The organism is Streptomyces sp. OZ13, from assembly GCF_052068155.1.
Taxonomy (GTDB): Bacteria; Actinomycetota; Actinomycetes; order Streptomycetales; family Streptomycetaceae; genus Streptomyces.
Genome location: NZ_JBQHCZ010000015.1, coordinates 179,747 through 196,915 on the forward strand (window position 1 = coordinate 179,747; position 17,169 = coordinate 196,915).

The 17,169-nt window shown below is 69.5% G+C and carries 17 protein-coding genes and 1 pseudogene; 10 read left to right on the forward strand and 8 right to left on the reverse strand.

Annotated features, from left to right (window positions below; translation table 11 throughout):
• Positions 1 to 23 precede the first annotated feature (23 nt).
• On the reverse strand, positions 24 to 401 hold the full coding sequence (locus tag ACTMTU_RS28375; protein ID WP_441266296.1) for a gas vesicle protein: 378 nt from the start codon (positions 399 to 401) through the stop codon (positions 24 to 26).
• A gap of 281 nt (positions 402 to 682) precedes the next feature.
• Here ACTMTU_RS28375 and ACTMTU_RS28380 point away from each other — a divergent pair, with 281 nt between their 5' ends.
• The 3 genes from ACTMTU_RS28380 to ACTMTU_RS28390 are packed head-to-tail and all read left to right on the forward strand — an operon-like array spanning position 683 to position 2,637.
• Positions 683 to 1,450: a hypothetical protein gene (locus tag ACTMTU_RS28380; RefSeq protein WP_441266297.1), complete on the forward strand. Its 768-nt coding sequence runs from the start codon at positions 683 to 685 to the stop codon at positions 1,448 to 1,450.
• Between the two features lie 3 nt (positions 1,451 to 1,453).
• Positions 1,454 to 1,924: a phage holin family protein gene (locus tag ACTMTU_RS28385; protein WP_441266298.1), complete on the forward strand. Its 471-nt coding sequence runs from the start codon at positions 1,454 to 1,456 to the stop codon at positions 1,922 to 1,924.
• Entirely contained in the window at positions 1,900 to 2,637 is a 738-nt protein-coding gene (locus tag ACTMTU_RS28390; protein ID WP_441266299.1) for a DUF3618 domain-containing protein, read from the forward strand. Before ACTMTU_RS28385 ends, ACTMTU_RS28390 begins: the two co-directional genes overlap by 25 nt.
• Here the strand turns inward: ACTMTU_RS28390 and ACTMTU_RS28395 are convergent.
• Positions 2,586 to 3,992, reverse strand: coding sequence for a helix-turn-helix domain-containing protein (locus ACTMTU_RS28395; protein WP_441266300.1), 1,407 nt, complete (start codon positions 3,990 to 3,992; stop codon positions 2,586 to 2,588). The genes ACTMTU_RS28390 and ACTMTU_RS28395 overlap by 52 nt on opposite strands.
• 181 nt (positions 3,993 to 4,173) lie before the next feature.
• Between ACTMTU_RS28395 and ACTMTU_RS28400 the strand changes: the two genes are divergently transcribed.
• A complete protein-coding gene (locus tag ACTMTU_RS28400; protein ID WP_441266301.1) occupies positions 4,174 to 4,776 on the forward strand; it encodes a hypothetical protein in 603 nt (200 codons plus the stop codon).
• A gap of 276 nt (positions 4,777 to 5,052) precedes the next feature.
• Here the strand turns inward: ACTMTU_RS28400 and ACTMTU_RS28405 are convergent, their stop codons facing one another.
• The gene (locus ACTMTU_RS28405) at positions 5,053 to 5,244 is read right to left on the reverse strand and encodes a DUF6381 family protein (protein ID WP_364595758.1); all 192 of its coding nucleotides are present in this window, start codon (positions 5,242 to 5,244) and stop codon (positions 5,053 to 5,055) included.
• A 358-nt stretch (positions 5,245 to 5,602) separates the two neighbouring features.
• On the opposite strand from ACTMTU_RS28405, the gene ACTMTU_RS28410 reads away from it, so the two are divergent.
• Positions 5,603 to 6,217 (forward strand): CAP domain-containing protein, encoded by a 615-nt coding sequence (locus ACTMTU_RS28410; protein ID WP_441266302.1) that lies wholly within the window; start codon positions 5,603 to 5,605, stop codon positions 6,215 to 6,217.
• 84 nt (positions 6,218 to 6,301) lie between these two features.
• Here the strand turns inward: ACTMTU_RS28410 and ACTMTU_RS28415 are convergent, their stop codons facing one another.
• Complete coding sequence (locus ACTMTU_RS28415) at positions 6,302 to 6,835, reverse strand: GNAT family N-acetyltransferase (RefSeq protein WP_441266303.1); 534 nt, start codon at positions 6,833 to 6,835, stop codon at positions 6,302 to 6,304.
• 275 nt (positions 6,836 to 7,110) lie between these two features.
• On the opposite strand from ACTMTU_RS28415, the gene ACTMTU_RS28420 reads away from it, so the two are divergent.
• From ACTMTU_RS28420 to ACTMTU_RS28435, 4 genes are all read left to right on the forward strand, one after another.
• The gene (locus tag ACTMTU_RS28420; protein WP_441266304.1) at positions 7,111 to 7,980 is read left to right on the forward strand and encodes a HalD/BesD family halogenase; all 870 of its coding nucleotides are present in this window, start codon (positions 7,111 to 7,113) and stop codon (positions 7,978 to 7,980) included.
• Positions 7,981 to 8,905: 925 nt separating this feature from the next.
• Positions 8,906 to 10,711, forward strand: a complete 1,806-nt coding sequence (locus ACTMTU_RS28425; protein WP_441266305.1) for a choline/carnitine O-acyltransferase — start codon at positions 8,906 to 8,908, stop codon at positions 10,709 to 10,711.
• A gap of 123 nt (positions 10,712 to 10,834) precedes the next feature.
• On the forward strand, positions 10,835 to 11,119 hold the full coding sequence (locus ACTMTU_RS28430) for a hypothetical protein (RefSeq protein ID WP_441266306.1): 285 nt from the start codon (positions 10,835 to 10,837) through the stop codon (positions 11,117 to 11,119).
• A 387-nt stretch (positions 11,120 to 11,506) separates the two neighbouring features.
• Positions 11,507 to 12,112, forward strand: coding sequence for a dihydrofolate reductase family protein (locus ACTMTU_RS28435; RefSeq protein ID WP_441266307.1), 606 nt, complete (start codon positions 11,507 to 11,509; stop codon positions 12,110 to 12,112).
• Here ACTMTU_RS28435 and ACTMTU_RS28440 read toward each other — a convergent pair.
• From ACTMTU_RS28440 to ACTMTU_RS28450, 3 genes and pseudogenes are all read right to left on the reverse strand, one after another.
• Positions 11,998 to 12,855 (reverse strand): SAM-dependent methyltransferase, encoded by an 858-nt coding sequence (locus ACTMTU_RS28440; RefSeq protein ID WP_441266308.1) that lies wholly within the window; start codon positions 12,853 to 12,855, stop codon positions 11,998 to 12,000. The genes ACTMTU_RS28435 and ACTMTU_RS28440 overlap by 115 nt on opposite strands.
• Before the next feature lie 474 nt (positions 12,856 to 13,329).
• Positions 13,330 to 13,917 (reverse strand): annotated as a pseudogene (locus ACTMTU_RS28445) (transposase family protein); the annotation flags it as partial.
• Between the two features lie 100 nt (positions 13,918 to 14,017).
• Positions 14,018 to 14,545 carry a DUF6584 family protein gene (locus ACTMTU_RS28450; protein WP_441266309.1) on the reverse strand — a complete coding sequence of 176 codons (528 nt, stop codon included), beginning with the start codon at positions 14,543 to 14,545 and terminating at the stop codon, positions 14,018 to 14,020.
• Between the two features lie 287 nt (positions 14,546 to 14,832).
• On the opposite strand from ACTMTU_RS28450, the gene ACTMTU_RS28455 reads away from it, so the two are divergent.
• Positions 14,833 to 15,672: an IS5 family transposase gene (locus ACTMTU_RS28455; protein WP_441266310.1), complete on the forward strand. Its 840-nt coding sequence runs from the start codon at positions 14,833 to 14,835 to the stop codon at positions 15,670 to 15,672.
• Between the two features lie 704 nt (positions 15,673 to 16,376).
• On the opposite strand, the gene ACTMTU_RS28460 is transcribed toward ACTMTU_RS28455, so the two are convergent.
• The gene (locus tag ACTMTU_RS28460; protein WP_441266311.1) at positions 16,377 to 17,153 is read right to left on the reverse strand and encodes a DUF4253 domain-containing protein; all 777 of its coding nucleotides are present in this window, start codon (positions 17,151 to 17,153) and stop codon (positions 16,377 to 16,379) included.
• Between the last annotated feature and the right edge of the window lie 16 nt (positions 17,154 to 17,169).

Here is a 17,169-nt window from a genome sequence, read left to right on the forward strand (position 1 = left end):
GAGGCCGGGCAGTTTGCCCGGCCTCAGGAAGACGAACGATCGGCCCGTCCGCGCTCGTAACGCCGCGTCCGCCGATAGGAGATCAGTTCGCCGTCACGGTCGACCTCGACCTCGTAGGAGGCGAGGAGACTCGCGGTGTCGGGTACGCGGGCGAGCTCGAGCACTTCGACGACGAGCTGCCAGCCGTCCTCCGTCCGGGAGAACGACGACACGCTTTCCGCGGTCATTCCCGTCAGCTCGGCCAGCTGGGCGCCCGCTGCGCGAAGCACCTCCACCGCCCGGAGGGGTCTGCCGCCCCGTTCCCGGTCCGAACTGCTCGTCTCCGACTTCTTCGCGCTGTCCGCGCTCTTCGTGTCCGATGTCTTCTCTGTATCCGCTGTGTTCTCTGGAGTTCGTCCCATAGTTGCCTCAGGACAGCGGGTATCCGGACCTGCCGCTCCCAAACCCCCATGGGGATTGCCCTCCCGGGGAATCGGCGCGCGAGTGCTGATCAGGGCGCTGCGGACGGTGCGGTCCGGCCGTCGCGGACGGGCTTGCCAGGAGAAGCAGCGTCAGGGCATTTGTCATTGTTTCATCAACTTTGATGCTTTCGCTGATTTTCATGGTGAATGCCCCAATGCAATGCTCGCGAAGGGGTACCCGCACGAACGCAAGATCCGCATCGTGCGACGCAGGAGGAGTCTTGACTGACATCGACGGCCCCGACCGCAGGGACCAGAACAAGACCGCGGCAGCAGCGAGCGCGGTACAGGACAGGACGGCGCAGGGCGCCCAAGTGGTCAAGGAGAACGCCTCCGGCGTGGCGGGCACCGCCAAGCAGCAGGCGGCGGGGGTCGCCGGCGAGGCCCGTTCCCAGGCCAAGGACCTGGCGGGCCAGGTGCGTGGACAGCTCCGTGAGCAGGCGCAGTCCCGGACCGACAGCCTGGCCGCCGGTCTCCACCGGGTGTCCGACGACCTGATGGAGATGAGCAGGCACGCCCGATCCGGATCCGGCGTCGCCGGCGCGGTGCGCCAGATAGCCAAGGGCGGCGACCAGGTGGCCTCCCGGATCGAGAGCCGGGGCCCCGAGGGACTGCTCGGCGACCTCCAGAACTTCGCCCGGCGCAAGCCCGGTGTGTTCCTCGCCGGCGCGGCGCTCGCAGGCTTCGCCGTCGCGCGCGCAGGCAAGGGCATCAGCGCCGCAGGCTCCGACGACGGCGGCGCAGGCGGCCGGTACAGCGACGAAAGCCTCACGGCCGGCAGCGCGGACACCGACGCCCTGTCCGAGTCGTCCCGGGCCGGATTCGGCCAGCCGGATCCCCTGGACACGTACGGCCAGTCACAGCCACCGCACTACACACCCGGCTACGGCTCCGGCGAGCCCCCCGGCCCGGTGGCGACCCCCCACACTCCGCCCGCGTACCCCCGCAGCCGGGACGAGGACGGGAACCCGCCGGCGCAAGGGAGTTGAGTCGTGGCCACCATCTACACGGATCAGGCGCCGCCCACCACGAAGCGCCGGACGGACACGGGACGGGTCGTCGAACCGGCGGCCGTCCAGCCGGGCGAGGAACCGTCGGTCGGCGAGCTGGTCGGAGAGATCAGCAAGGACCTGTCACTCCTGGTCCGCGAGGAGATCGAACTGGCCAAGGCGGAGATCAAGGAGGAGACCACGAAGGCCGGCAAGGCCGCCGGCATGTTCGCCGGCGCCGGCTACGCCGGGCACCTCGTCCTCCTCCTGGGCAGTCTGACCGCGGTCTTCGCCCTGGCCAACCTCATGGACTGGGCATGGGCGGCGCTCATCGTGACCGCCGTCTGGGCCGTGGTGGGTGCGGTGCTCTTCGTACGGGGCCGCAAACAGATGCGGCACGTGAACCTCAAACCCGAACAGACCCTGGAAACCCTGAAGGAGGACGCCCGATGGGCACGCAACCCGACGAGCTGAGGAGCGAGGTCGAACACACCCGCGCCCACTTGGCGCGCAATGTGGACCTCCTTGCCGACAGGGTGGCACCCCGCAGGGTCGCCCGCCGGAAGGCGCATTCGGCTCAGAACCGACTCAGGGGGATCAAGGAGCATGTGATGGGCTCGGCCAAGGACACAACGGGCAGCCTGTCCTCCACGGCGCACGACGTCGCGGGCAGCGCCGGACAGAGCGCGGGGCAGGTCGGCGAGAAGGCCAAGGACACCGCCGGCAGGGCCAGGGACACAGCGGCCGGCAAGGCGAGGGACACCGCCGAGCGGGCGAAGGAGAAGGCCGGCAAGGCGAAGGGCACGGCCGGTCAGCTCGGCAGCGCCGCTCAGCACACGCCCGCCCGCATGAGGGCACAGACTCAGGGAAGCCCCCTCGCGGCCGGCGTCATCGCCTTCGGCGCGGGCATGCTGGCAGCGGCGTTCCTTCCGGCATCCAAGACGGAGGAACGCGTCGGCGAGCAACTGAAGGAGCACTCCGGCGAACTCCTCGAACCGGTCAAGCAGACCGCCCACGACATGCAGGACGGACTGCGAGGCCCGGCCAACGAAGCCGTCGAGGCGGTGAAGAGCGCCGCACAGGGCGCGGCACAGACCACAAAGGAGGAAGCGCGGGGCGCCGGGCAGGACACGGCTCAGGGCCTGCGCGAGGCCGGCACGGAAGGAAGCCAGCGACGCGAGTCGTAGTCGTACTCATGAACCGCGCCGTCAGCCAGGGCACTCGTACGGAACGGCCGGCCACCGTCGTCGATCCGTACGGTGCCCGTCCGTCCCCCGCTTGACCACCGGAGCTGGAGGTACCACTCGCAGTCGCAGCTGACGGTCCGTCCGGTCACCAGCAGGACCTCGGGGTCGGAGGCGGAGACCCGGTACGGGAACGACACCGCGGGGATCGGCTCACCGGCGTCGTTGCCCGCCACCGATCGGGCCACGGGCCGTGACTTGTCGAGGTCGACGTCGAACATGCGGGGCGTGAGGGAACCGCCGCATCCCGAGTCCATCCGGTACACGTTGTGCCGCTCCGGCGACCTGCGCGCCGCCACACGGACCTGGAGCGACTCGAGCACCACCGCTTCGGGGCCCTTGCCCTGAACAGTGATACGGACCCGGGTCTCGCCCGCGTGCCCGGCTCCCAGCGCGCGCGACCACTGTTCGGCGTCCGCCTCGACGGGCGGCGGCGGGACCTCCGCCGGGGACCGGTCGACGAAATAGGCGTGACCGCATCCGTGCCGCCAGACGTGGTCGTCCGTGACCCAGGTGAACGGTGCACCGGTGGAGGACGAGGGCGACGACGGCGTGCCGGCACCGGTCGGCACGGGGCCCGGCCCGGACCCCTGAGGCCTCCCCGGCAAGCCAGGAACCGGCGAGCCCGCCCCGGACGCCGCCGGTGACGCCGACGCCGATGCCGACGCGGACGGCCCGGACGGCGGGGCGGCCGACGGTCCCGGCGCCCCCGAGCGGAGCGGGGCCGGCTCGCCGCCCCCGGCCGTGGTCGGGCGCCGCTCACCGGAGCCGAAGGTGAACCCTCCGAACCCGAGGACGAGCGCGAGCACGACGACAGCCGCTCCCAAGGCGGCGTACCCGTGGCGGCGGCCGCGTGACCGCGCCGACGGCGACGCCGTGACGGCCTGCTCCCGTTCCCCTGCCGGCAACTCCTCTGCCTCCGGCTGCTCCTGCTCCTCCTGCCCGGGCCGTTCTTGGAGCGCGGCGCCGTCCGTGTCCGGTGCCGCCTGAGCGGTTCGCTCCTGACGTGTGCCGCCTCGCTCCTGACGTGTGCCGCGCGCGGCGTCGGCCAGGACCCACAGCCGGTGCAGCTCCACGAGCTCCTCGCCCCGGCACCCGCAGAATCTCGCCAGCCGCTCGACGGGCGCGAACTCCATCGGAACGGTCCGCCCGGAGCAGTACCGGTGCAGCGTCGACGCGCCGACCCCCACCCGGCGCGCCAGCGAACCGTAGGTCCGGCCGGATCGCTCCCGCAGCTCGCTCAGCTTCCGGGCGAACGCCTCGGTCGCCTCCGCCGCGTCGTCCACCGGGGCTTCCATCACACCGCTCCTCCCGTGCCGGGCCGTTTCAGGAGGCGTTTCACCCCGCTCGACAAAGGCCACGTCGCAGGGGGTGGAATGGTTCCATCGTTCCCGAGCGGGCCACGGTCCTTGCAAGTGCCCTTCCCGGCACCCAGTCTGGCGGTCGATCAGCCACAGAACGACTGGGGGAAGAACATCCATGAACCGCATCCGCTCCGCCGCCGTCACCGCGACGGCCATGGCCATGGCCGCCGTCCCGCTCACCACGGCCGGCGCCGCGGCCGCCCCGCTGCCGGCCTTCCTCTCGGCCGCGCAACTGCCCGCCTCCAGCACTCCCTGGCAGGCCGACCCGGTCCGCAACGGACTGCCGGAGGTGAGCTCGATGTGCACGGCGGGCGTCACGCCGAAGTCCTCGACCCGGTACCGCGACTTCCGGACGGAGCTGGACACCACTGCCCGCCAGACGACCACCGTCGCGTCCACCACCGCCAAGGCGAAGGCGCTCGCCGACAAGCTCCGCTCCTCGATCGAGACCTGCCTGGACCGCTTGAAGGCACAAGACCCCGGACTCGAGGGGGAGGCCTTCTACCACGGCGGCATCGACGTCGAGGAAGGCGCACACGTCTACAGCATCGACACCTCCCACCCCGACGTCGGCTCCACGGACATCGCCCTGTTCTCGGTCGGCCGTGACGGCCGCGCGGTGACCGTCGTCGAGTGGGGCCAGCTGGGCGACCTCGACGGGGCGCCGCTGGAGGGGTTCAAGAAGACGACGGCCGTCGCTGTCGCCAAGCTCTACTGACCCTCGGCGGGCCCGAACACCCGCACACGGGCCGCGGTCCACCCGTCCGCCCTACCCTGGGCCGGCCCCCGCACCACGGGGGCGGGGGCCGGCCCGGGTACGACGGCGACCGGACCGTGCCGCCCCTTTCCTCACGACAACACGGGGACCCGCGGCTGTATTTGCCGTCATTCCTGCCCCGGTGTCCTCGCGGTCGGATCACATGACTCTGCCCGGCCGGACGGTCCGTGAAGGACCGGCCTGGCCGGGCAGCGTCGAGGCGGACTGCCGTGTCGACTACTGCGGCGGGTAGATGTCGCCGCCGCCCATGCTGCTTTCCTGCTCGCTCTGCGACTGCAGCCGCTTGGCCTTCTCCTCCAGGCGCTGACGCTCCTGGGGATCCGACGCGCGCTCCGCGGCCTGCTTCAGCTCCTGCGCCTTCTCGCGCATCTGACGGGCACGGCCGCCGGACTCACCTGCAACGCTCATGATCATCGCTCCTTGCGGTAACTCGGAAGAGCGGGCCCGACCAGCGAACCAGCGCAGGGCGGCAACCGCATCCCGAAGCGTCACCCGCTGTGACCGGCGCAGTTCGACGACGGCCGGTACATCCCCCGATGTGCCCAACACAGGCGCGTGGAGCCGGACAGCCCGGCCTCCATGTGAAACCCTCGCCGCTGCGACGTCCCTGTAGGTCGTCCTCCGGTGTCCTGCTCCAGAGGCCCGCACCGGGGTTCTGATCCTGCTCCAGGCCCTGCTCCGGGTGGCGTGCTCCCGCGTCCTGCGCGGGAGTGGGCTTCCGGCCGTCGCATCGACGGCAGGCAATGCCGTGGAAGGAGAAGCGCCCATGGAATTCCGCCCGCAGGCAGGCCGACCACGCTTGCTCCGCGTCCTCCTGGCTCTGGCGGCCGGCGCCGCCCTGCTCGCCGCCGTGGCCGCGGCGGCGTTCATGGTGTCGGCCGGAACGGGAGGGCCGGACACGGCCGGTACCACCGGTCCCGGCGAGGTCGGCCGTGGCCGCAGCAGCTCCGCGGCCCCGCTTCCGCCCGCAACCGGGCGGGCCCTCGGCAGCGGGACGGCGCGGATCGCCGCCCTGGTGAACGCGGAACGCGACAAGGCGGGTTGCCCCCGGCTGACTGTCGACCCGCGGTTGGAACGTGCCGCTGGTGTCCACGCCGAGGACATGGCAGCCCGCGGCTACTACGCCCATGTCGGCCCGGACGGCAGCGACGGCGGAAAGCGTATGACCGCCGCCGGCTACAAGTGGAGTCGATGGGCCGAGAACATCCACCGCGGCCCCGAAGACCCCTCGGCGGTGGTGGCCGACTGGATGCGCAGCCCCGGGCACCGCGAAAGCATCCTGGACTGCCGTTTCGTGGACATGGGCGTGGGAGTCGAACTCGGGTCGGGCGGCCCCTGGTGGGTGCAGACTCTGGGAACCCGACGAGGGGCTCGGCGGTGACCGCGCCGGCCTGGTCCGACGGCCGGGCGGTCCCGTCGGCAGGGGCGCGCTGCCGTTGTCGGCCGCCGGTGCTGTGCCGGACGGTCAGCGGACCCGCTGGGCCAGCACCTGTCCCGGCCATGTTTTGGACAGGAAGCGGTCGGTGGGGGTGAAGCCGTTGCGCTCGTAGAAGGCGACCAGTTCGCCCCCGCCGCCTGCCCAGCAGTCGACCCGCAGCAGTTCCACGCCGGCCCGCCGGGTCTCGTCGGCGGCATGGGACAGCAGCGCCGCTCCGATACCGAGACCGGCGTGCCGTCGGTCGGAGACCAGCAGCCGGACGTACCGCTCGGGCTCCTCGGCCGGCGCGATCGGCATCTGCGGGCTGGGCCCGGAGTCCAGCACCAGGGCTCCGACCGGCGTCCCGTCCAACTCCGCGATGTACGGGGCGTTCTCGGTCGTGTACCGCTCGACGCGCGCCACCCCACCGGGAATCCGTGAATACGGTGTCGTCCCCCACTGCTCCGTGTTGCCGCGTGCGTTCATCCAGGCAACCGCGGAGTCGAGCATGTCCAGGATGGCCGGCGCGTCGGCCACGCTGCCCGGTCGGATCCGTATGCCGTGTGTGGTGTCGTCGTTCACGGCGGAAGCTTACGACCCGATCCCACCAGTGCCTGACAGACCCTGTCTTCCCCTCGACGTCCGAGCTGCCGGTGCGGTGCTCCTGCTGTGCGCCGGCACCTCGCGGGAGGACCAACGCTCCGCACATGACACCCCTGGGTCCAGTGGGGCGTGTCACAGACAATCCGACGGTGCTGTGGGAGCTTCAACTCAGTTACTGGTCAGTCCAGTTACTGAAGAGCCGAGATGGGGACAGGACGCCTCGGAAAGGTCTGCCCGCACGTGGAGAGGATCGAGTGAGCTCCTTGGAAGCCCCGACACTGGACCAGGTCGTCGACACCGCCCGCTACCCGCTGTCAGCACTCGACAGCGCCGAGGGCCGCGCCGTGGTGTTCCGTGCCCGGCGTGAACTGGCAGCCCTCGGCTGCACCGTACTGCCCGACTTCATCCGACCGTCACTGCGCGAGACGCTGAGCCGCGAGTGCTCGGCCATCGCGCCCCGGGCACACTTCGACACCGAGACGGTCAACGTCTACAACATCGCGGTGGACGCGGAACTGCCGGACGACCACCCGGGCCGGAAGACCTTCGAGCGCGGCAACGCCTTCGTCGCCCGGGACCGCATCCCCGACGACGCCGTCATCGGCCGCCTCTACTCCGACGAACTGTTCCGCCGGTTCGTCGCACTGTGCTTCGGACTTCCCGAGCTCTACGAACTCGCGGACCCGCTCTCCGGGCTCGTCCTCAACGTCGTCGAGCCGGGCAGGGAACACCCCTGGCACTTCGACACCAACGAGTACACGGTCAGCATGCTCACCCAACAGGCCGAGACCGGCGGTGACTTCGAGTACTGCCCGGGCATCCGGTCCGCGCACGACGAGAGCTTCGACAAGGTCCGGGACGTGCTCGAAGGCCGGGGCGGGGCACTCGTCCGCAGCCTCCCCCTGCAACCGGGTGACCTGCAACTGTTCAAGGGCCGCTACTCGCTGCACCGGGTCAGCCCCGTCCGGGGCGGCGTCGCACGCCACTCCGCGATCTTCGCCTACAGCGAGCGCCCCGGCGTCGTCGGCAGCGTGGCCCGCACCCGGCAGCTCTTCGGCCGCGTACTGCCCGAGCATCTGGCGGCCGAGGGCCGGGCCGTGCGGGGCGACGCGCTGCTGGACTGACCGACCCGCCGACCGGCACTGCCGCCGCCCCCACTCTGCGATCGACGAGGAGCAAGCCCTGTGCGTTTCGACGCGACCGGGAAAGTCACGCTCGACCACATCTACACCCAGCCCGATCCCCGGGCCTACTTCCGATTGCTGCGCCCACTCGGCTACTGCGTTCCACAGCAGGCGAAGCCCTACTTCGCGAAACTCGTGAAGGAGTACCGGCTGGCCCGGCACGTCACTGTGCCCCACATCGTGGACATCGGCTGCTCGTACGGAATCAACGCCGCACTGCTCAAGTACGACGTGACCATGGACGAGCTCTACGCCCGCTACGACGACGAGGACCTCGACGGGGAGAGCCGCGAAGCCCTGCTCGTCCGCGACCGTGAGCTGTCCCGCTCGCGCCGGCCGGCCCAGCGCATCCGCTTCACCGGCCTCGACACCTCCCACCAAGCACTGTCCTACGCGCACGAGGCCGGGTTCCTCGACGACGCGGTGCACGCCGACCTGGAGGCGAACGAGCCCACGCCGCGACAACGCGCCCAGCTCGCCGGGGCGGACCTGGTGATCTCGACCGGCTGCCTCGGCTACGTCACCGAGCGGACACTCGTACGGATCGTCGAGGCGCAGGGCCCGCGACGGCCCTGGATGGCCCATTTCGTGCTGCGGATGTTCCCCTTCGACCCCGTGGAGCAGGCGCTGGCAGGACTGGGCTACCGCACCGTCCGCGTCGACGACGTGTTCAAGCAGCGCCGTTTCGCCTCACCGCAGGAACAGGCGCTCGTGCTCGCGAGCATGTCGGCCGCCGGAGTGGATGCGAGGGGCCTCGAAGCGGAAGGCTGGCTCTACGCACAGCTCATCCTTCCCGCCCGTACGACACCCCAGGTACCGACGATCCGAATCGAGACCAGAATTGAAAACCAGTCAGGATGCAGCGGTGAACGCGACCTTCGCCCGGGAGGCCGACCTGCCGCGGGTACCGCTGCCCACCCTGGAAGCCAGCTGCGAGAGATTCCTCGCCTGGTGCGCGCCGCTGCTGACGCCGGACGAACGGGCGGCGACCGAGGCGGAGGTGGCCGCCTTCCTGCGACCCGGGGGCCCCGGCCGGGTCCTGCACGCGGCGCTGGAGGAGTACGACGCCACGGAGGGTGTGCACAGCTGGCTCGACACCTTCTGGCCCTACCGTTACCTGGGCCGCCGGGACCGGATCGCTCTGAACGCCAACTTCTTCTTCTTGTTCAGGGACACGGGCCGCCCCCAGGTGGAGCGGGCTGCCGGGCTCATCGCCGGGGCCCTCGACCACAAGCGGCAGCTCGACGACGGGCTCATCGCGCCGGTGGTGCAGCGCGGGGCACCCCAGTCCATGGTGCAGAACAAGTTCCTGTTCTCCACCACCAGAATCCCCGGCGCACAGCAGGACACCGTCCGCGCCCCGTACACCGACGCCTGGCCCGGCCCGTCCGACGCCCGTCATATCGTGGTGTTCTTCCGTGGCCGGATGTTCCGGCTCGACGTCATCGGTCCCGACGGCGTCCCGCACGCCCTGGACGAACTCGAGGCGGGACTGCGCGCGGTGATGAGGGCGGGCGACGAGCCGGCCGGCGAGGGCACCTCGGTGGGGCACCTGACCACCATGGCCCGCGCCGAGTGGGCCGCCGCCCGAGCCTCTCTCATCGCCTGCCACCCCGGTAACGCCGACGCGCTCGACACCGTCGAGACCGCACTGTTCTGCGTCTGTCTGGAGGACTTCGCACCGGAGAGCGTCCAGGACGCCTGCGACCAGTTGCTGTACGGCGACCGCGGCAACCGGTGGTTCGACAAGGCCGTGTCGTTCGTCGTCTTCGCCGACGGGCGCGCCGGCATCAACGTCGAGCACTGCGAGCTGGACGGCACCACCATCCTCAGCTTCACCGACGCCCTCCTCACCAGCCCCGCCGAGGAGTTCTCACGCCGGTCCGGGGCCCGCTCCCAGGGACAGCCCGCACTGGAGCCGGTCGTGTTCGCGCTCGACGACGCGCTGCGCACGCAGGTGCGCGCCGCCGCCGACGCGTTCGCCGCGTACGGGCGGAACACCGCGACCAGCACCGTGTCCTTCGAGGACTTCGGCAGCACTACGGCCAAGGCGCTGGGGGTGTCGCCGGACGCGTTCGTCCAGGTCGCCTATCAGCTGGCCCACCAGCGGGCGAAGGGCCGGCTCGGAGCGACGTACGAATCGATCGCTACGCGGCAGTACCGGCACGGGCGGACGGAGGCGATGCGCGTCGTCACCCCTGAGATGCTCTCGTTCGTCGCCGCGATGGAAGACCCGTCGACGGACACCAGCGTCCGGTACTCCGCGTTCCGTGCCGCCGCCGACGCGCATGTGGCCCGTGCGAAGGAGAGCCAGGCAGGCCAGGTGCCGGAGCAGCACCTGTGGGAACTGGAGCTGATCCAGCGCCGCCGGGGGGCGGAGCTCGGGGTGGACGAGCAGCCCTCGCTCTACCGGACGCCGGGCTGGCTGACGATGCGGGACGACTACCTGAGCACCAGCTCCGCGCCGTCGGCCAACATCCAGTTCTTCGGCTTCGGCTCCACGAGCAGCCGGTGCATCGGCGTCGCGTACGTGCTGTTGCCCGAGCGCTTCAACATCTACCTGAGCACCCCGCTGCCGGTCGCCGACCAGATGCACGCCTTCGCCGGCCACCTCCGTGAGGCGGTTGCCGAACTGCGCGAACTGCTGACGTCCGTGCGGTCCGAGGACTGACCGGCGCACCGTGTGGACCGTCGGCCGTGCCCTCCGGGCGAAGGGCATGGCCGACGTCCGTGGCCGTAGCGCGCCGGGGTGAATCGCCTCATTTGAACCGCAGTTGATGGCCCCACGGTGGGCGTGACCACAGAGACTGACGTCGCGCCGACCTGCTGTAGTGACGCCAACGTGGCCGAGCAGATCGACTCCATCGAGGACGTCGTCGGATGGAACTTCACCGACACCCGCGAGCGTCTGGCCGCGCTGCTCGACGCCGAGGAAGAACGGACGCCGACCTCGCCCAGACGGGCCCCGGCGGTACTGCCCCGTCATACTCCTGCGACCGCGCCTCCTGCCGACGCCACTGCCTCCGTGGCAGCCTTGTTCCGGTCACTTGACGCTTCATCGACGCCAGGAAAGGCGTGACGATGTCGCGGGCGCAGACGCCGTGATGGACGTGGCCTTCTGAGAAACATGCCCGCAGGCACGGCAGCGGGTGAGCGGGCAGCGGGGTGCGCGACGTCGGACAGCGAAGCCTACCGATCACCCAGTAGAGCCTGGTGGGCCGTTCGCGGGTGGGGCTGAGCTGGGGCTTTGACAGAACGCAAACCGCTGTTCTCAATCGCGTGGAGATCATTAACCGACTGCGTGCAGAGTGCAAACATGTGGGCCTCCGGCCCTCCGAAGCAGTGCCGCTCCGCCGCTCCGATCGGCTGCAGCGTCATGGGTTTTCTCGCTACTCCACAGCGCGGCCGATGAGTTTGTGACTCCCGGCCGGTCCAAGCTCGTGACACCCCAGGAAAGGACACCGCCATGTCGGAGCTTCTCGTCGACTTCATCATCTCCCTCGACGGCCACGCATCGGGAGAGGGATGGCCCGGGTTCTGGGGCCTCGAGGGCCCGGAGTACCTCGCATGGCTCGGCGAGCAGCCCGAGGCCACCTACCTGATGGGAGCGAACACCTACCGCCTGATGTCGGGCTTCGCCGCAGGCGAGGTCCCGAATGGCCAAGACGAGTTCAGGCCCGAAGAAGAGGCGTCCGTCGACGAGCTCACGCAAGCGTCCAAGGTGGTGTTCTCCTCCTCACTCGAGGAGCCGCTGACGTGGGCCAACTCCACGCTCGTCCGCGACGACGCCGTCGAGGCGGTCCGCGCCATGAAGTCGAGTGGCTCGGGGCTCCTCAGCACGATCGGCAGCCTCAGCCTGTGCCGGTCCCTGCTACGAGCCGGACTCGTCGACCGCTTCCGGGTCGTGATGTTCCCGGTGATCACCGGGGCCACGGGCGAAGAACGCATCTACGACGGCTATCCGGACGTTGCCCTCGAGATGATCGCGCACCGCACCTTCGACGGCCGCATCCAGCTGGTCGAGTACAAGCCCCGCGTGCTCGAGCACCCGCCGCTCGCCGTGCCTGCGTGACGTCGCCCCGTCCGCCGGCCCGGAGGGCCGCCAGGCCGGCGCCGGCGGGTGTACTGGAGCCGTTCGACGGTGCGCAAGTTGTACGGAACGGCGCCGCTCTCGTTATACGCGTTCTGGGCCTGCTCGAAGACCGGGTCGATGCCTCGCGAGCCATCGTTGATGGAGAGGTAGCTGTCGGAGGGCAGCGCTCCCATCAGGCGCGTGACGATGGAGCGCGCCTGATCGTAGTCGGCGACGTGGCCCAGGATGTTGCTGAGGATGAGGGCGGTGGGTCGGCTGAAGTCCAGGGTGTCGGCGGCGGCCGCGAGGATGCGGTCCGGGTCGAGCGCGTTGGAGTCGACGTAGGCTGTAGCTCCCTCCGGCGTGGAGTAGAGCAGGGCTCGGGCGTGTGCCAGGACCATCGGGTCGTTGTCGACGTACGCGATCCGGGTCCCTGGGTTGATCCGCTGGGCGACCTCGTGGGTGTTGTCGGCGGTCGGCAGGCCGGTCCCGACGTCGAGGAACTGGCGTATGCCCGCCTCGGCGACCAAGTACGTGATGCTGCGGCGCTGGAAGGCACGACTGCTGCGGGCGATGGTCACGATGCCGGGGAACACGGCGGTGTAGGCATCACCGGCCTGCTCGTCGACCGGGTAGTTGTCCTTCCCGCCCAGCCAGTAGTTCCAGATACGGGCCGAGTGCGGCACTGAGGTGTCGATCTTCTGATGCGCCGCCGGTCCAGGCGTGGTCGCGTAGTCGGTCATGTCTACCGTCTGTCTTTCAGCCGAAGCGAGGAATCCTGGTCACAACCTATGACCCGACACCCCTGCCCCCTACGGCAGTTCACCTATCCGGTGCCTCCGGGCAGGGGTTCACAGGGAGGCCCAGCCGCTAATGTCCCCACCCCTCCCGCCGCAGGCGGGGCAGCTCCCACACCGGCTGCGCGAACGGATTCCCCTCCGGACAGGGCACCGGCCAGCCGGTCGAGCCGTCCTCCCACGCCACGACGACCGTCGTCGGTGAGGGTGACGCGGATGGCTTTGCCGGCTTTGCCGGCGGTGGTGGTGGGTGGCAGGACGCGGACGTGGATGAAGTAGACGCCGACGCCGGCGAGTTCGTTGTAGGGACGCCAGGCGCCGGGGGTGCCTTCGGTGGGGGAGTTCGAGGAGCTTGTCGGTGATGTTGTAGATGACGAGGTAGGCGGTGTGCTGTCCGTAGCCAGTTTTCGCACGTCAGGTGGTGCTCCCCCGGGGCGGGAAGGCGGGCAGGCATCTCCCGTCGGGCGGGGCCCTCCCGTCGGCGACGACCGTGGTGCGGCCGACGGCGTCCTTGGCGCCGGACAGCTCCCATGCCTTGCAGTCGTTGAGGTTGCCGGGCAGTGGGCGGCCGACGGCGACGACCAGGCGGGTGTCGGCGTCGATGACGACCTGGTGGTTGGTGGAGTACCGGTAGTTCTTCGACTGCTCGGCGACCTGGTGGTCGCGGGTGGGCACCAGGGTGCCGTCCACGATCAGGAAGGTGTCCTTGCGGAACCGCTTGCGCTGCTGCAGGGCGAGCGCGGGTCCGAGGTGGTCGATGATGCGGTCGGCCGCGGACTTGGACACCCCGAACAGCGGAGCGAGCTGGCGCAGGGTCAGGTTGGTGAGCCAGTACGCGGCGACCAGCAGGACCCGGTCCTCCAGCGGCAGACTCCACGGCCGGCCCTTGCGCACCGGGTCCACACCCTCGCGCCGCAGTGCGGTCACCAGCTTGCCGAACAGGCGAGGGCTCAGCCCGGTGAACGGGGCTATCCAGGACGGCTCCGAAGCCGTGATCACACCAGACACCGCGAGATCATTTCACTCGCCACCGGGTCCCGTTCGCGGCAGTTCTGGACTGTCTCACCGAACCTTGAGCGGCGCTCCTCACAGGCCCCGGTGACCTGAGTCAGTCGAATAGGGCAACGAGTCCATTCACCCAGATCGCGAGGAACACAAGGGCCGCCATCAGGCAGCCGACGCCCGCCAGCACACCGCCGACCGTCCACGGCTCGGAGGGCGCCTCGTACTCCCCTTCCAGGTCGTCCCGGTAGGAGGCGGGGTCGTCCCAGTCGGCGGGGTGCCCCAACTCCTCGGCGCAGGCGGTCCGCACCGCGACCAGCTGCTCCTCCGCGAAAGCGGTGGCGGCCTTCGCTTCGGGGCCGTGCCAGGCGAGGGCCTTCATCCGCCACCCGCGAGACCCGTACCGCGCCTCAAAGGCGGCGGTCTCGTCGGCGTTCCGGTCCTCTTCGAGGTACATCCAGCGTCCAGCCTCGGCGGCGTCGCCGTAGAGCCGGTACACCTCTGCCAGACGACGGCGGAGCGTCAGGTCGTGCGGGAAGGACGAGATGAGACCGCGCAGGCGCTGGCGCGCGACGGGAACCCGGCCGGCGGCCAGGTCTGCATCGACTCGGGTAAGGGTCTCTGTCAGGGGCATGAACGCATGATCGAGTACCGCACTGACCTACGTCGACCTGGTTTCGCCGCTCAGCACTCGCTCGCTCTTAAAGAGCGTTTCGTCCCGGCGGGAGTGTTTGGTGATGTTTTAGGGGCTCGATCGGTGTGGGGCTGCCGGGGCAGATGTGGTTGAAGTGTGCCAATGCGGCAGGTGGCAGTGTGAACCAGTCTGCTTTGAACAGTTCACTCCCGTCTGATCTCAAGGCGCCCCCACTTGGCGCCGTTTGCGCCCTGGGGAAGTGCTGCACCCGACGGTAGTAACGGAACATGATGCGACAGCGCCCCTATCCCAGTGACCTGTCCGATGCCCGCTGGGAACTGCTGGAACCCACTTTGTCAGCCTGGCGGGCCGAGCGACGAGGCAAGGGCCTGGACATCGGACGCCCACCCGAACACGACCTTCGCCGCATCATGGACGCCATCCTGTACGTCGACCGTACCGGGATCCCCTGGCGCTACCTCCCGCACGACTTCGCCCCGTGGAAAACGGTCTACGGCTGCTTCGCCGCCTGGCAGAAGGGAGGCATCTTCGACCAGCTCAACGGCCTCCTGCGTCGCCTGGTGCGTCAAGCCGAAGGCCGAAGCGCCGAACCGAGTGCCTGCGTGCTCGATGCCCAGAGCGTCAAGACATCCGCCAACGTGCCCGCGACCGGCCGAGGCATCGACGCCGGCAAGAAGATCGCAGGCCGCAAGCGCCATCTCGGTGTCGACGCCCTCGGTCTCCTGCTGGCCGTCTGGGTGACCGCGGCAAGCGTTTCCGACAACGCCGGCGGCATCCACCTGCTCTCCCACATCGCCGCCGAGAACCCTCGCGTGACGAAAGCCTGGGCCGACACCGGCTATCGAACCAAGGTCATCGACCACGGCGCACGCCTCGGCATCGACGTGGAGGTCGTCCAACGCAACCCCGGCGTCAAGGGATTCAAGGTCATCCCCCGACGCTGGGTCGTCGAGCGGACCTTCGGCTGGCTCATGCACCACCGACGCCTCGCCCGCGACTACGAAACCCACTCCCACCGCTCCGAAGCCATAATCCACGTCGCGATGATCGACCTCATAAGCCGCAGGCTCACCCGAGAATCCACCCCGAACTGGCGCGACTCCTGAGGTTCGAACCAAACACTCCCGCCGGGACGAAACGCTCTTTAAGTACTATCCCTCCCAGTACACTTCGGAGGAGCACTATGAGGCGGCGTCGGATCTGTTCGTCATCGCAGACGACTACTGGGCGGGCGAGGGAGAAGCGCCCTCCGACACGCTGAATGAGGAACAAGTTAAGGCGGCGGCGGCCGAGATTGCTACGAGAATGCGATCGCTGCTTGAGTGAACTGTGCTTGATCGGCTGTACATGGGGGAACGTAGCCGATCACATGCCCACGGCATCGGCGCGTGCTGACGCCGTGGGGGCACAACCGCTTTGACAGCAACATCAGCGGACGAGCGCTGCGGCGGCCAAGACCTGATCACCACCGCATGCACCAACGACTCTTGTGACAACGCCCAGTTGGGTTTTACACCGGTAACACGGCTGCTGACGGCACCGGCAACCAGACAGAACCGTTCGACCTGCACAACAGGATCTTGATCGGTAGCGGTGGCTGGCGGGACTTCACGAACCTTGCCGTCGGAGACCAGAATGGCGACGGCATCGGGGATCTCCTCGGTCACGACCCGGCCACCGACACTCTCTACCTGTATCCCGGCCAGATCAGCACCGACGGCGCCTTCTCTCTGGCCAGTCGCACCACCTACGCCGGGGGCGGCTGGAACCGGCGGGCACTCCTCACCTTGCCTGGCAACGCACACTGCTGTCAGTCCCAGAGGAACTGCCAGGTCCCGGAACGTGTCCAGCGGTTCGCCCACGAGGTGGTGTCTTGCCCGTCGGGGCAGTATGCGAACTGCTCAATAGCCGCTTCGGCAACGGCCAGTCGCTGTTGCGGCGGCCGGGCGACATCAAGCATGAGCGCCCGGTCGGAGACGTACAACAGCTCAGCCTCGAACCGGTCGTGCCAGGTGTGGAGGAAGGCCGCGTGGTCCGAGTCGAGCATCGGCCGCCCCTCCGGCCCGTGCGTCCAGGACGGCGCGTACGGGTACCCGGGCAGCAGCCCGGGCACGGAACAGCCTGTCCCGCTCTCGACCAGGCACAGCCAGTCCGGCCGGAAGCTGGTGATCCGGCCGGACTCCGGTTCGGAGGAGATCTCCCGGGCGAGCCGCTCCGGATCGAAGTCCGCCTGCCATTGCTCCTCCTCCGTTTCGTCCTCCGCATACCTCAGGCAGTCAGCGAGGGCCGCCTCCGTGATCTCGGCGACGATCTCCCGTGGCGCCGTCACGGCACGCTCGTCGAAAAGGTCCGGCTCGGTCGGCTGTCCGGTCACCAGGACCGAGGGAGGCATCGAGGAAAGCAGGGGATGGAAGCCCGTGCTCTCCCGAGCGGCCAGCAGACTCCGCCACAGGGACTCGGCCCCGCTGTCGGTGATTCGGCGGCCCAGAACGCGGGCACCGGAACGCGAGCGGGCCTCTTCCACGCCCTCACGGGGGACGGTGAAACCGGCCGTCCGCAAGATGTCGGTGATGTGGTCGCTATTCATGCGGGGTGCTTCCCTC

Excerpts from the sequence above, each read along its gene's own strand:
- ACTMTU_RS28375 (WP_441266296.1), bottom strand. The coding sequence starts at position 401 with ATGGGACGAACTCCAGAGAACACAGCGGATACAGAGAAGACATCGGAC.
- ACTMTU_RS28400 (WP_441266301.1), top strand. The coding sequence starts at position 4,174 with ATGAACCGCATCCGCTCCGCCGCCGTCACCGCGACGGCCATGGCCATG.
- ACTMTU_RS28435 (WP_441266307.1), top strand. The coding sequence starts at position 11,507 with ATGTCGGAGCTTCTCGTCGACTTCATCATCTCCCTCGACGGCCACGCA.
- ACTMTU_RS28410 (WP_441266302.1), top strand. The coding sequence starts at position 5,603 with ATGGAATTCCGCCCGCAGGCAGGCCGACCACGCTTGCTCCGCGTCCTC.
- ACTMTU_RS28450 (WP_441266309.1), bottom strand. The coding sequence starts at position 14,545 with ATGCCCCTGACAGAGACCCTTACCCGAGTCGATGCAGACCTGGCCGCC.
- ACTMTU_RS28405 (WP_364595758.1), bottom strand. The coding sequence starts at position 5,244 with ATGAGCGTTGCAGGTGAGTCCGGCGGCCGTGCCCGTCAGATGCGCGAG.
- ACTMTU_RS28440 (WP_441266308.1), bottom strand. The coding sequence starts at position 12,855 with ATGACCGACTACGCGACCACGCCTGGACCGGCGGCGCATCAGAAGATC.
- ACTMTU_RS28460 (WP_441266311.1), bottom strand. The coding sequence starts at position 17,153 with ATGAATAGCGACCACATCACCGACATCTTGCGGACGGCCGGTTTCACC.
- ACTMTU_RS28390 (WP_441266299.1), top strand. The coding sequence starts at position 1,900 with ATGGGCACGCAACCCGACGAGCTGAGGAGCGAGGTCGAACACACCCGC.
- ACTMTU_RS28455 (WP_441266310.1), top strand. The coding sequence starts at position 14,833 with ATGATGCGACAGCGCCCCTATCCCAGTGACCTGTCCGATGCCCGCTGG.
- ACTMTU_RS28395 (WP_441266300.1), bottom strand. The coding sequence starts at position 3,992 with ATGGAAGCCCCGGTGGACGACGCGGCGGAGGCGACCGAGGCGTTCGCC.